General features: G+C 67.1%; 10 protein-coding genes. 5 read left to right on the forward strand and 5 right to left on the reverse strand.

Features of this window, described 5'->3' with window-relative positions; genetic code table 11:
- Positions 1-2 precede the first annotated feature (2 nt).
- From HMPREF9006_RS01275 to HMPREF9006_RS01285, 3 genes are read left to right on the forward strand one after another with little or no spacing between them, the layout of a single operon-like run.
- Entirely contained in the window at positions 3-1,220 is a 1,218-nt protein-coding gene (locus HMPREF9006_RS01275) for an ROK family transcriptional regulator (RefSeq protein WP_009211717.1), read from the forward strand.
- Positions 1,217-2,485 (forward strand): anaerobic sulfatase maturase, encoded by a 1,269-nt coding sequence (locus HMPREF9006_RS01280; protein WP_034231895.1) that lies wholly within the window; start codon positions 1,217-1,219, stop codon positions 2,483-2,485. The genes HMPREF9006_RS01275 and HMPREF9006_RS01280 overlap by 4 nt, the downstream gene beginning before the upstream one ends.
- Positions 2,482-3,270, forward strand: a complete 789-nt coding sequence (locus HMPREF9006_RS01285; RefSeq protein ID WP_009211719.1) for a sulfite exporter TauE/SafE family protein — start codon at positions 2,482-2,484, stop codon at positions 3,268-3,270. Before HMPREF9006_RS01280 ends, HMPREF9006_RS01285 begins: the two co-directional genes overlap by 4 nt.
- Positions 3,271-3,310: 40 nt before the next feature.
- Here HMPREF9006_RS01285 and HMPREF9006_RS01290 read toward each other — a convergent pair whose 3' ends face one another.
- The 5 genes from HMPREF9006_RS01290 to glpA all read right to left on the reverse strand — a co-directional run bounded on the left by HMPREF9006_RS01290 (position 3,311) and on the right by glpA (position 9,022).
- Positions 3,311-3,925, reverse strand: coding sequence for a hypothetical protein (locus HMPREF9006_RS01290; RefSeq protein ID WP_034230824.1), 615 nt, complete (start codon positions 3,923-3,925; stop codon positions 3,311-3,313).
- Positions 3,926-4,099: 174 nt separating this feature from the next.
- Positions 4,100-4,849: an SDR family oxidoreductase gene (locus HMPREF9006_RS01295; RefSeq protein ID WP_009211721.1), complete on the reverse strand. Its 750-nt coding sequence runs from the start codon at positions 4,847-4,849 to the stop codon at positions 4,100-4,102.
- A 59-nt stretch (positions 4,850-4,908) separates the two neighbouring features.
- Entirely contained in the window at positions 4,909-6,192 is a 1,284-nt protein-coding gene (locus tag HMPREF9006_RS01300; protein ID WP_009211722.1) for an anaerobic glycerol-3-phosphate dehydrogenase subunit C, read from the reverse strand.
- Complete coding sequence (gene glpB, locus HMPREF9006_RS01305; protein ID WP_009211723.1) at positions 6,189-7,439, reverse strand: glycerol-3-phosphate dehydrogenase subunit GlpB; 1,251 nt, start codon at positions 7,437-7,439, stop codon at positions 6,189-6,191. Before glpB ends, HMPREF9006_RS01300 begins: the two co-directional genes overlap by 4 nt.
- Positions 7,436-9,022, reverse strand: a complete 1,587-nt coding sequence (gene glpA, locus HMPREF9006_RS01310; protein ID WP_009211724.1) for an anaerobic glycerol-3-phosphate dehydrogenase subunit GlpA — start codon at positions 9,020-9,022, stop codon at positions 7,436-7,438. The genes glpB and glpA overlap by 4 nt, the downstream gene beginning before the upstream one ends.
- A 270-nt stretch (positions 9,023-9,292) precedes the next feature.
- Between glpA and HMPREF9006_RS01315 the strand changes: the two genes are divergently transcribed.
- Positions 9,293-11,326 carry a M13 family metallopeptidase gene (locus HMPREF9006_RS01315; RefSeq protein WP_009211725.1) on the forward strand — a complete coding sequence of 678 codons (2,034 nt, stop codon included), beginning with the start codon at positions 9,293-9,295 and terminating at the stop codon, positions 11,324-11,326.
- A gap of 115 nt (positions 11,327-11,441) precedes the next feature.
- Complete coding sequence (gene pepN, locus HMPREF9006_RS01320; protein WP_009211726.1) at positions 11,442-14,006, forward strand: aminopeptidase N; 2,565 nt, start codon at positions 11,442-11,444, stop codon at positions 14,004-14,006.
- The last annotated feature ends 69 nt before the right edge of the window (positions 14,007-14,075 follow it).

Here is a 14,075-nt window from a genome sequence, read left to right on the forward strand (position 1 = left end):
AGATGCACTACCTTACGCGCAGCCCCCTTCCCACCCTGGAGGATCGCATCGTCGATCACCTGGCCAAGGCACCGGCGACACGCTCCCAGCTGTGCGAGGCGCTCGACACGTCCCGCACGAACCTGGGACGCGCACTCGCCACGTTGCTCCGTGACGGGTCGGTCTCGTCGGCGCGCACCAGCACCACCGGACGCGGCCGACCCACCCAGCTCCTCATCCTCAATGCGACGGCGGTTCATAGCGTCGGGCTGAACGTCACGCGCACGTCCTGCGCCGGCGTCATGCTCTCGCGCAGCGGGGCGATCCTAGCAGCCGTCCACCTCGTGTCTCCCGCTTCTTCATCCCTCCTGGAATGCGTCGAGCAGACCTGCGAGGCGCTGGCCGCGAGCGCCGCCCGTCAGGGGGTGGACACCTCGGCGGTGCGCGCGGTTGGGGTCGGCGTCCCCATTCCGATGGGGCGTCACGCCACGGCCTCACCCGAGGCCTACCCGACGGTCGCCGAACTCACTCGCGTGACGCGCCGCTGGTGGGACCCGGTTCCGGTGGTTGACAACACCGTGCGCATGGCGGCCCTCGCGGAGGCCATGTGGGGAGCCGGAACACAGATGTCCTCATTCATCTACCTGCGCCTGTCGGGAGGCGTGGGCGGCTGCGTCGTCTCTGACTTTAGGCTCGTCGGCGGCGCCGGCGGCCTGGCCGGGGAGCTGGGCCACATGACGGTGAATGCGAGTAGTTCCCCCTGCGCATGTGGCAAACGCGGGTGCCTCGAAACCGTGGCGTCGCTGCCCGCTTTGTGCGAGCACGCCGGCGTGAGTGACATCGCGCAGCTGCGCTCGCGCGTCCTGGCGAAAGATGCGCGTGCGTGCGAGGGCCTTGACCGTGCAGTTGCGGCCATCGGATACGTACTCGGTTGCGCGGCGCTCCTCATCAATCCGGGTGCCATCATCTTGGCCGGGGAGATTGTGGATGCGTTCCCCTCCGTGCTGGCAGCCGTGAGTGCTCGCATGCATGAGGAGCTGCTGCCTGTCATGCAGTGGGATATCGACGTGGTCGGCGCCTCCCTCGGCCCGCTGGGTGCCGCCCGGGCCAGCGCTTCCATCGCATCTCATTCCGCCACGGCGGATGAGCCCACATCTGCCGCGGCCGCGGACGGCTTGAGCGCACGGTGCCGGCCGGCCTCGTCCGCGCCTGCCCACAGTCGTGCCAAGGCAGCGCCGTGAGCCGATCGATCCCCTTCTCCGTGGTGACCAAACCGACGGGTGCCGCCTGCAACCTGGATTGCCAGTACTGCTTCTTCCTGTCCAAGGAGCTGCTCTATGATGCTGCCGCGCAGACCATGTCGGAGCAGACCCTGGAGCGTTACGTGCGTGCGTTCTTAGACTCAAGCCCCGACGGCGAAGTCACGATGCTCTGGCAGGGCGGCGAACCGACCCTTCGGGGGCTCGCCTTCTTTGAGCGGATGGTACAGCTGTGTGAACTCCACCGTCGGCCCACCCAGCGCGTGCGCCACGCCTTGCAGACGAACGGCACTCTGATCACGCGCGAATGGGCGCGTTTCTTCGCCGACCACGACGTGCTCGTGGGGGTTTCCATTGACGGCCCAGCTGAGCTGCACGACGCGTATCGTCTCAATCGCGGCGGGCGCGGAACGCACGCGATGGTCGTGCGCGGCTGGGAGCTGCTCGCGCAAGCGGGCGTGGAGACAAACATCCTGTGCACGGTCAACGCTGCCAACGAAGACCACGGCGAGGAGGTCTACCGGTATTTCCGTGACGAGCTGGGGGCACGCTACCTGCAGTTCATCCCCATTGTCGAGCGTGTACGCGCCGCCGACCTCGCCCAGGCGGAGCGCGGCTGGCGCTCGGGCACCTCCGCGCTCCTGTATCGCCAGGACGGGGACTGCGTGACCAGCCGTTCGACCTCGCCGCGCTCCTACGGTCGTTTCCTGTGCGACGTGTTCGATCAATGGCTGGCATCGGACGTGGGGCAGGTGTTCATCCAGGACGTGGACTCGACGCTCTCGGCCATGTTCGGTTCTGCCTCGGTGTGCGTGCACGCCCCCCGGTGCGGGGCGAACATGGCGATGGAGTTCAACGGCGACGTCTATGCCTGCGACCACTGGGTGGAACCCGAATGGCTCGTCGGCTCGATCGAGTCCTCCTCGTTCGCCCGCCTCGCCGCCTCCGAGAAGATGCGTGAGTTCGCGAGCCTCAAGCCTGACCTGGATGAGGAGTGCCGCGCGTGCCCCCACCTGCGGCTGTGTTGGGGCGGCTGCCCCAAGGATCGCTTCGTGGCGCGCCGAGACGGTAGGACACACAACTACCTGTGCGAGGGCTACCGCGCTTTCTACGAGCATTCCACCCCCGCGCTGCGCGCCATCGGGATGCTCATCTCGGCGGGCAGGCCCGCCTCGGACATCATGAATCCGACGGTCGCTTCGTCGCTTCGACTCACGCACTCCATGTCCGCAGGGAAGCAGCAATGATCATTGAGGCGCTCCTCATCGGCGCATTCGTCGGCATCGTCGTCGGTTCGCTCGGAGCGGGAGGCGGCATCCTGTCGGTGCCGATTCTCGTCTACCTCCTCGGGCAGGACCCCCACCAGGCGACGGGCCTGTCGCTGATCATCGTAGGGCTCACGGCCGCCGTGTCGTTGGCGACGCGCGCTCGCGGCACCGACGTTGCGTGGCGCGAGGGCAGCCTCTTTGCCCTGGTGGGCCTGGCGGGGACATGGGCGGGATCCACCCTGGGTCCTCTCGTGTCCGCGTCCGCCCTCATGCTCTCGTTTTGCGCGCTCCTGGGTGTGGTCGCTCTCTTCATGGTGCGCTCGCACCTCTCCCCGGTGTCGTCGTTGCCAAAGGCTCCCGTCAGCCAGGCCGCCCCCTCGGGGGTCTCCACGCTCGTGCGGGTCGTCGTCCTGGCGACAGCGACGGGCTTCCTGACCGGGTTCTTCGGAGTCGGCGGCGGTTTCGCGATCGTTCCCGCGTTGCACCTGGCGCTGCGCTATCCGATGAAGCGCGCCTCCGCCACTTCCCTGCTGGTCATGGTCATCACGGCCGCTTTCGGTGTGGTCTCGCGCTCGCTCGCCGGCTCCTTCACGATCACCGCCGAGGCAGGGGTCATGGTCGCGCTGTTCACCGCGGCGTCCATGGCTGGGGGCATCGTCGGCGCGAGGGTGACGACGCGGGTACCCAACAGGGTTCTCGGCCTCGTGTTCGCGGCCCTCTTGGTCGGCGTGGCCCTCTCCACGCTGGTTGCCACGCTCTCGTGAGCGGGCGTGCGAGACGCCGTGTCTCGCGCGCCCGCTCGCCCTAGTTGCTCGCGTTGCCGTGCGCCGAGGGGTCCTCGTCGCCCCGGGTACTGTGGCCGTCGCGGGGGCCCGAAGCGCCACCCGAACGATCGCGACCGGGAGGGCCGGGGCGGGTGTCCTGGTTGTCGCCTTGGGCCGGGTCCTCGCCCGAGGAGCCCGGGCCTCGTTCGTCCTGGCCCGGACCGCCGTTCTCATCGGACTCCCATTCCTCGTCTTCCTCGTCACCGCGGTCGAAGTACCCGTCCTGGTACCCCTGGTCGTAGTAGTCCTGGCCGTCTCCGACGATGGACGCGTGGGTGATCATGCCTGCCCCGAAGCCCACGGACAGGAGAGCCACGGCAACCACCGCCACCAGGACTCGTTTGATCCAGGGAGCTCTCCCCTCCTGCGCCTGGCCGTCGCCCCGCGCCTCCGGCTCGCGCCCCCGGGCGCTCTCTTCGGTGGGCGCACGGTACGCCGGAACCGGATCGGCGTGCGCGGCGGGCATCTGCGTCGTCTCGTTGAGGGGCGTGCTCGCGGGCAGTTCCTCGGTGCGATCCGCTCTCAGATCATCCGCCTGGGGCAGGATCGAGGTGCGCTCGGACTCGCCGGCCTGATTCTTGCGCTCGTCCGTCACGGGCAAGCTCCTTTCTGCTGATACGTGGTTGTCTCAACGCTGACGATAGGACCGCGCGGTATGGGAGCGTTGTGTCCCTCCTGTGCTTTTCCTGTGAAAGCGGCGAGGCGCGCCTCGCGCGGGTCCTTCCTCGGCGGTGGGGGCACCCCAGCGACGAGGACGGTCTTCCTACGCTCAGGGCGAGGTTCTGGCCACGACGGTGTTCGTCGCCTGCGCGAGCGGACGCACGATCATTGAGTCGATGTTGACGTGGCGGGGCCGCTCCAGCGTCCACACGATTGCTTCCGCGATGTCCTCGGCAACGAGCGGCTCCGCGACCCCCTCGTAGACCCGGTCGGCTGCTTCCCGAGAGCCGAGTCGGTTGAGGGAGAACTCCTCAGTGCGCACCATTCCGGGGGCGATCTCGATGACGCGCACGGGTTCACCCACGAGCTCGCGCCGCAGCGTGTTGGCGATGACGCGCTCGGCGTGCTTGGCGGCGACGTAGCCGCCGCCTCCCGGGTAGGTGTCGTGGGCGGCGGTCGAGGTCAGGAAGACGACGTCCCCTCCCCTGGCGCGCATCGTCGGCAGGAATGCGCGCGTGCACTGCAGCGCGGTGAGCACGTTGCGCTCGAACATCGCGCTCCACGCGGTGGGATCGGCCTCGGCAACCGGGTCAACGCCGATGGCTCCTCCGGCGTTGTTGACCAAGGCGTCCACGTGCCCGCGGTCCAGGACATGGGCGGCCAGCTCCTCCACCTGCGCTTCATCGGTGAGATCCGCCGCCCAATACTCGCAGCCGATCTCCGTGGCGAGGGCTTCGAGGCGCTCGCGGCGCCGGGCCACAGCCACGACCCTCCAGCCCCGCGTCGCCAAGAGGCGGGCGGTCGCCTGCCCGATTCCGGTGGAGGCTCCTGTGACGACGACGCGGCGAGAGTTGCTCATGGGTTGCAAGTGTATCCCCGGATGCACGTTATCGTGCGCCCGGGGAAGCCAACTCGCTCTCAGCCGTTGGGCAGGCCGTAGGCCTTATGAATGAGCCAGATCGGGTGAACGACGTTCGCGCCGGTTGCGGTGCGCAGCTGCCAGCGGCAGGTCTCCGTGTCGCAGGCCGCCAGCTCGGCGTTGACCTGCTTGATGAAGTCGAAGACGGGAGCACCCACCGCCTGGGCGATCGCGTACTTCTCCTTCTTCATCCCGTAGGTTCCGGCGATCCCGCAGCAGGGCTGCTCGGAGTCCTTGACGGTGACTCCGGGAATGAGGCTCATCAGCTCGATCGCGGGCTTGCCCATGCCCTGGGACTTAAGTTGGCAGGGAGCGTGGTAGGGAATGGTGACGTCAATGCGCTGGAAGTCCGTGTCCAGCTCGCCCTGATCGTACAGGTGGAGCAGAAACTCGCAGATGTCCCACGTGCGTGAGCCCACGTCGCGCAGTTCGACAGTGTCCATCTCCAGGATCTCGTGGGCCTCGTGGCGCAGCATCCCGCCGCAGGACCCCGACGCCGAGATGATGGGTGCATCCCGGTTGACGCTGCGCAGGTCCCTCGTCAGCTTGGAGACGTACTTGCGCGCGTCGTCGTACAGGCCATTGGACTGCAGGGCCAGGCCGCAGCAGCCGTGCTTGGGGACGAGGACCTCGTAGCCGAGGTGCTCGAGCACAAGAACCGAGTGGATGGAGGTCTCGACCTCGAAGTACTGGCCGGCGCACCCGTGGAAGAAGATGACCTGACCGCGAGTGCCAGAGGTCGGCAGCGGCGTGTGCTTCTTGAACCAGGATTCGAAGGTTCGTCCGTAGGCGCGCGGCATCGGTGCGGCGCGGTGCACGCCAATGATGGCTTCCATGGCCATGCGGATCGGTTGAACGTCCAGCGCCCAGTTCGCGATTGGCGCCACGGGGGTCATCATGGTTCCGATCAGCGACGTGCGTCCGATGAGACGGTCGCGCATCGGGATGCCGTGGGCTTCCTTCATGGCGGTGCGCCTGTGGTGGATGAGTTCCGTGACCTTCACTCCCTGCGGGCACACGAGCGTGCAGGTGCCGCACGAGGAGCAGTAGTCGATGGACTTGTCCACCATCTGTCCGTCCTTGCGGAAGCGTTCGGCCTGCGGGCCGGAGTATTTGGGGCCGCCGAAGAGATCGGTGACGCGCATGACGGGGCACTGCGTCTCGCAGATCGTGCACTTGACGCACGCGTCCAGGCTGGCTCGCAGTGCAGCGTCCCCCGTGAGGGACAAAACGTCACCCTCGTGGACGCTTGTGCCCATCAGCGTTGACATCTCCAGGGTCATGAGAGTTCCTCCACGATCGTCTCGACTGCCGCGAGCGCGCTGGCCAGCGCGATTCCTTCGCCGCTCTTTTCGCGCCAGCGGGTGGCTCCCGCTAGGTTTCCGCCAGCCGCGTACAGGTTGGTGTAGACCGGCGTGGAGTCGGCGCCAAGGACGCGCATCGAGTCGTTGACGGCCAAGCCGGACAGGAAGAGGGGCTGGTCCTCTCCCCAGAAGTCTGCATGCAGGAGCTGGCCCTGGGCGCCCATGACGGGAAGGCCGCAGATGGTCTCGCGCACGGTGCCGTAGGAGTCCACGTCGAGGGCGCCCGATTCGAAGCCTCCCGCCGCCAGGATCAGGGAGCGAGTCGGAACTGTGGTGGGGCGCCCCGCGCTGGCGTACTCGACCGCCTCGACCCGTCCGTGGTTGGTGTGGACCGCGGTGATGGGGGACCCCGCGATGACGCGGGCTTTGCTCGAGGCGAGGCGGCTCAGGCGCGCGTTCAGTCGCATGCCCGGCACGCTCGGGGGTTGAATCGGGATTTCGAAGACGGGGTGGCCGAGCTTGTCGGCCAGGTCACGCCAGGCGCTGGGGTCCTCGAGGCCGAGCACTGCCGGCAGGCCCACAATCTCGGCATCGTCCAGGAGGGGGCGGATCTGGTCCGCCAGGCGAGCCCGGTTCTCCTCGTGGTCGAGGCTTCGGGCGTGGGTGGTGCCCGTGGAGTCGATCTCCCCGTCGCGGGCAACGTAGTCGACGCTGAGGGCGCGCGCCCGGATGGGCTGAGAGTCCGGACCGGCCTGTCTCGAGATGTTTTCGGCGACGAGGCCGGGGTAGAAGTCCTTGAATCGCGCCAGCCCCACGATGGCGTAGCGCGCACCCGCTCGGGGGATGCCGGCCTCCATGGAGGGGGGGATGAGGCAGGTCGGGCGCAGCGCCCCGACGCCGGTGGGGATACGCACGTTGCGGTTTTCGTCGCCGACGAGGGCGTCGGGGCCGACGGTGTCGCGCAGCCATGCGACGGCAGAACCCACGCGCTCGGGGCTGAGGTGAGCGTAGGGGTGGGTGGGGCGGGAGGCCACATGCGCGGCAAGCGCATCGAGGGGACGCTCGATCGGGTCGGGACCGTATCCGAGGATGTCGACGGTGCCCGCACCCAGTTGGATGCCACCCACTCCCTTGGAGATGAGGGTGACGCTCAGGCCTGCGTCGGCGGCTTTGATCGCGGCGGCCAGTCCGGCCATGCCTGCGCCGATCACGACGACGTCTCTCATCGGAGGACCTCCTGCTTCGGGACGGGCAGGTGCTCGACGTCGAGCGTGCCCTCGTGAATCCAGGCATCCAACGCGGCCTGCCTGGCCTGCTTGCCGTACAGGATGGGCCACAGGCCTATCCAGCGGTTCTTGAGGAAGAGGCGAAGGAGCGCGTTGGCGCGCATCGAGTCGATATCTCCGCGCTCATGTGCGATGCCGGCGGCCCGCTGGGAGCAGAAGCCTCCCTGACAGGGACCCATCCCGAGCCGCATCTGGCGTCGCACGTCGTCCAGTTGCCCCTTGGGCAGGGTGTCCATGACCTTCTCGAGCATGCTTCGGGTGGCCATCTCGCACTCGCAGATGATCTGCTCGTGGGAGGGACCCTCGTTGCGTGATTCCACGTTGTCGAGGCGGTGGCCGATCGTGTAGAGGCGGGCTTCCTTGGCGGGCGGGACGGCCTCGGTGGCCGTCGTGCAGGGGCGCTGCTCCCCCATCTCGGCGCACATGATGTCGACGATGCGTTCGGCCATGAGCCGGTAGGTGGTGAGCTTGCCGCCGGCGATCGTGAGCATCCCGTAGATGCCGTCGCGGGTGTTGTGGTCGATGATGCTCATGCCGCGGGCCATGTGACGGGTGTCGGTGTCGGAGACCCGCGAGTCTTTGATGAGGGGGCGCGCGCCCGCCCAGGCGTGCACCGCGCGAGCCTTACGGAATCCGGGCACCATGGCCTCGCCGGAATCGAGCATCTGCTGGACCTGGTCGGCGGGGATGGAGAGCCGATCCGGATCCTCGGCCTTCAGGTCGGTGGTGCCGATGATGCACACCGTGTGATCTGGCACCAGGATGTCGCCGTCGGCGGGCCAGATGCACCGGTTGAGGACCGAGTGGCTGAGGCGGTGGTTCATGGCGATCATGATGCCCGCTCCGGGGACGACATCGACGCCGTGGCACTGGGCCATCGCGGCAATCTGTCCCGCCCACGGGCCGCCGCAGTTGAGGACGAAGCCGCACTCGATGCGCAGGTCTTCGCCCGCCCTCTCGTCGCGTACGATGACCGCGGCAACGCGATCGCCGTCGCGTTCGATGGAGGTCACGCGATGGTAGGTCAGGACGTGAGCGCCGTAGGCTTGCGCGGAGCGGATCGCTCCCCACACCATCTGCCATCCATCGACGGTGCCGTCCTCCACCGCAAACGCCCGCTTGATGCGCGGGTCTAGCCGAGGTTCGCGCTTGAGCGCTTCGGCGATGGAGATCTCGGCGGCGGGAACCTTCGCGGCGGCGGCGCGGGCGAGGAACTGGTCCGCGTAGTCTTCCTCGTCGTAGGCGGTCGTCACGAAGAGGCCTCCCGTGGCCTCGATAGCGTTGGAGTTGATGCGCTTGACGATCTCATTTTCTTCGGCGCATTCGGTGGCCGACTCGGGGTCGGAGGCGATGTAGCGGGCGCCCGAGTGGAGGAGGCCGTGGAAGCGACCCGAGGTCCCCTGGGCGATGTCTGCCCGGTCAACGAGGACTGCGGAGAAGCCGCGCATCGCGACGTCGCGGACTACTCCGGCGCCGGTGGATCCGCCACCGATGACGCACACGTCAGTGCGAAGTGTCTTCACCGTTCATTCCCTTCACGTCATCATGAGGTTGAGGCTGTGCACCTGTGCTACATACATCATGCTCCACCACAGGCGCGTTGCACGAATGCACACACAAGGATGCACAGATGTGCAGGACCGCTCGACGCCTGACACACATCCGCACTGACCTCGACAATTGCCGGGCAGCGCGAGGAATAACGACCCATCACCGTCACGTAAATGGCTCGTCCGCGACCGCGCGCAACGGTGCCTCAGCGCCAATCGCCTCCCTCCCCCTACAGTTAAGGCATGACGAACACACTGCTGGCCAGAGTCCTCGAGACCGCGAACATCGACACCACCGTGCGCCCCCAGGACGACTTCTACCGTCACGTCAACGGCACCTGGCTCGCGACCCACACGATCCCGGCGGATCGTCCGATGGACGGGGCCTTCCACGCGCTGCGCGACGCCTCCGAGAAGTACGCCCGCGACATCGCCCAGGACGCCGCCTCCGGCGCCCTGAAGGATCCCGACGCTGCGCGCATCGCGACCCTGTGGACCCAGTTCCTCGACGAGGAGGCAATCGACGCCGCGGGGGCGGCTCCCCTGCGAGCCGAGCTCGCTGCCATCGACGCGTGCACGTGTCGCGAGGAGCTGGCCCAGACCATGGGGGCCTTGATGCGCGAAGGCGTCGGCGGACTCGTCGGGGCGTACGTCGGCACGAACCCCCACGACTCGTCTCGCTACATGGTCTCCCTCGTTCAGTCCGGCATCGGCCTGCCCGACGAGGCCTACTACCGACAGGAGGACTACGCTCCCATCCGCGAGGCGTACGTCGCTCACACCGCCAGGCTCTTGGCTCTGGCCGGATGCTCCGATGCCGAGGACGCCTCGGCTCGGATCATGGCCCTCGAGACCGCGTTGGCCTCGCACCATCGCGACTCGGTGTCCAACCGCAACCCTCTCCTGTCGGACAATCCGACCCCATGGGCACAGCTCCCCTCGCTCGCCCCCGGTTTCGATTGGGAGGCCTGGGCACGCGGATCGCACATGCCGTGCGATGGCCTCGTCGTCAACGTCGATCAACCCGACTACCTGAGGGGGGCAGCCAACGTCTGGGCGCACACGGACCTGGACACCCTGAAAGAGTGGCTGCGGGCATCGATCATCGACGCGCGAGCCTCCCTGCTGTCACGCGACTTTGTCGAGGAGAACTTTGACTTCCACGGCCGCACGCTGTCGGGCACACAGGAGCTGCGTCCGCGCTGGAAGCGCGCCCTGGGCGTCATCGAGGCGTACCTGGGCGAGGCCATGGGTCGAGCGTGGGTCGCTCGCCACTTCCCGCCGGCCGCGAAGGACGCGATGGATGCGCTGGTGCGTCGCCTCCTCGATGCCTACGGGGAGTCCATTCGCAGCCTCGAGTGGATGAGCGAAGAGACGAAGGACAGGGCACTAGCAAAGCTCGCGACCTTCAACCCCAAGATCGGCTATCCCGTCACGTGGCGCGACTACTCGACGCTGCACCTGGACCCCAACGCCTCGCTCGTGGACAACGTGCGCGCTGCCAGCGCGCACACGACCGACCGGGAGTGGGCAAAGCTCGCCGGGCCGGTCGATCGCGACGAGTGGTACATGACTCCGCAGACAGTCAACGCCTACTACAACCCCACTCAGAACGAGATCGTCTTCCCCGCCGCCATCCTCCAACCCCCATTCTTCGATCCGCAGGCAGACGACGCCGTCAACTTCGGGGCGATCGGCGCCGTCATCGGCCACGAGATCGGGCACGGCTTTGACGACCAGGGCTCGCGCTACGACGGCGAGGGAAACCTGTCGAACTGGTGGACCGACGCGGACCGGGAGGCTTTCGAGGAGCGCACCCGCGCACTCATCGAGCAATACGATGCCCTCACGCCGGCCATCCTCCTCCCCGAGTCTTCCGAGGAAACGGAGGCGCAGCGCGATGACTCCACCGGCCCCATCCCCCACGTCAATGGCGCGCTCACGATCGGCGAGAACATCGGCGACCTGGGCGGGCTCACCATTGCGTGGAAGGCGTGGGCGGCGACGCTGGCCGAGCGCGGCCTCACCCCCTCGGACGCGCCCGTCATCGACGGCCTGACCGGGCCTCAACGCTTCTTCTACGCGTGGGCGCGCGCGTGGAGGACCGCCACCCGCCCCCAGTTCGCCCGCCAGATGCTCGCCGTTGATCCCCACTCTCCCGCTGAATTTCGCTGCAACCAGGTGCTGCGCAACCTCGACGCCTTCGCCGAGGCCTTCGACGTGCGAGCCGACGACCAGATGTGGCTCGACCCTTCGCTTCGCGTTACCATCTGGTAAAAGAGTGGGGCAGCCGACATTACGTGGCGCGCCTTGCGCAATCACCGAGAACACATGACAACATAGGAATGTTGAGCGCGACAGCGCTCTCATTCCTTCGACGGAAAGGCAACCCATGCCAGGCCTGAACCTGACTCGCGAGGAAGCGACCGAGCGAGCCTCGATCATCTCCTCTGTGACCCGCTACGAGATCTCCCTGGACCTCACGCGCGGAGACACCGACTTCGGTTCATTCACCCGCATCGAGTTCGACGCGCGCGAAGGCTCCTCCACGTTCGCGGACCTGGTGTCCAACAACGTCCACTCCATCACGCTCAACGGCAATGCCCTCGACCCGTTCTCGGCCCACCAGGACAACCGCATTGCGCTTGAGGACCTTCAGGAGCACAACGTCCTCGAGGTCGATGCCTCGTGCCAGTACATGCACACGGGCGAGGGACTCCACCGATTCGTTGACCCGGCTGATGGCCAGGCCTACACCTACTCCCAGTTCGAGGTCCCGGACGCGCGCCGCGTCTACACGACCTTCGAGCAGCCGGACCTGAAGTCCACGTTCACGCTGACCGTTAAGGCACCCAAGGGGTGGAAGGTGTTCTCCAACGCCCCCACGCCCTCCCCTGAGGAGGAGGGCGAGAGCTGGACGTACCGCTTCGCGACCACGGAGAAGATGTCGACCTACATCACCGCAATCGTTGCGGGACCCTACGAGGGCACCACCTCGACGCTCACGTCCTCCGATGGACGCACCATCGATCTGGGCGTCTACGCGCGCGCGTCCATCGTTGACCATCTTGACGCCGACGAGATCCTGGACATCACCCGTCGCGGCTTTGAGTTCTTCGAAGGCGCCTACGGCATCGCCTACCCCTTCACCAAGTACGACCAGATCTTCGTTCCCGAGTACAACGCCGGTGCGATGGAGAACGCCGGGTGCGTGACCTTCCGCGACGCCTACGTGTTCCGTACGCGCCCGACGGAGGCACAGATGGAGGCGCGCGCCAACACGATTCTTCACGAGCTGGCGCACATGTGGTTCGGCGACCTGGTCACCATGAAGTGGTGGAACGACCTGTGGCTCAACGAGTCTTTCGCCGAGTTCATGAGCCACCTGGCGCTGGCCGAGGCCACCAAGTACACCGAGGGCTGGACCGGGTTCATGGTCCGCAAGGACTGGGGCCTCAAGCAGGACCAGCTGCCCACGACGCACCCGATCACCGCCGAGATCCGTGACCTGGCCGACGTTGAGGTGAACTTCGATGGCATCACCTACGCCAAGGGAGCCTCGGTGTTGCGCCAGCTCGTCTCCTACGTGGGACGCGACGCGTTCTTCGCCGGCCTGCACGAGTATCTCACCAAGCACTCCTACGCCAATGCCACCCTGGATGACCTCCTCTCCGAGCTGGCGTCCGCATCGGGTCGCGACCTGGAGTCCTGGTCGAAGGTGTGGCTCGAGGAAGCGGGCGTCACGCTTGTGCGCCCCGTGGTCACCGCGGCGCCAGACGGAACGATCGAGCGCCTGGAGATCACGCAGGAGGCGTTCTCGCAGGGAGCGTCTCTGCGCCCCCATCGCCTTGGCGTGGCCGGCTATAGCCTGTCCGACGAGGACACGCTCACTCGAGCTTTCCGCGAAGAGCTCGACGTTGACGGCGCGTCGACGGTTGTCGAGGCCGCAGCCGGGCTGCCTCGCCCTGATTTCATCCTCGTCAACGACGGTGATTTGGGTTACGCGAAGGTCCGCTTGGACGCCGATTCCCTGGCTTTTGCGATCGCGAACATCACGAAGTTCACGGATTCACTCACGCGCGGGGTCGTCATGGCCGCCGCCTGGGACATGACCCGCGACGGCGAGATGAAGGCCCGCGACTACCTCAACCTGGCGCTGACCTCGATCCCCGTCGAGGACAACATGAGCCTGCTGACGCTGACTCTGCGCCACATTGACGAGGCGGTGCGCACCTTCGTCGCCCCGGAGGGCCGCGAGGAGGCCTCGGAGGACACCGGCCGTCGCCTGCTTCTCCTGGCCCGCACCGCAGCTTCGGGCTCGGACGCCCAGCGCATGCTCGTCGCCGCTGCCGCGCGCAACGCAACCAGCAGCGAGCAGCTCGACGCCATCCGGGCACTCTACGACGGCACCCAGACGCTGGACGGTCTCGACCTGGACGTTGACCTCAAGTGGAGCCTGCTCGTCGCGCTCGTGCGCGGCGGCGCCGCCACCGAGGAGGACATTGCCGCACTCGAGGCCAGTGACGACACGATGACCGGTCGTCAGAACGCGGCCGCCGCACGCGCGGCGCGCGCCGGGGAGTGGATCAAGGCAGACGTGTGGGACAAGGTCCTGACCGATACCTCGATTCCCAATGACACCCGCTGGGCGATGATTTCGGGCTTCTGGGCGCAGGCTCGCACGACTCCGTCCACGTACGCTTCCTACGTGGGCGAGTACTTCGACTCGCTTGTCGGCATCTGGGAGACCTTCACCTTCCACACGGCCGAGGATCTCACGACGCTGCTCTTCCCGAGCGCCCTTGCGGGCTACCTGCCCGAGGTTGACGTGGTCGTCGCCGGCAAGTCGTGGATCGACGAGCATGCGGACGCGTCGGCGGGGCTGATCCGCATCGTGCGCGAGCACATTGATGTGTGCGAGCGCCAGATCGCCAACCAGGCGGTGGACGCCGAGTAGGCGCATCATTAGGCGTGAGGAGGGGGCGCGACCGCATGGTCGCGCCCCCTCGCATACGCCCGAGAAGAT

The sequence above is a fragment of the Actinomyces sp. oral taxon 180 str. F0310 genome (assembly GCF_000185285.1).
Taxonomy (GTDB): Bacteria; Actinomycetota; Actinomycetes; order Actinomycetales; family Actinomycetaceae; genus Pauljensenia.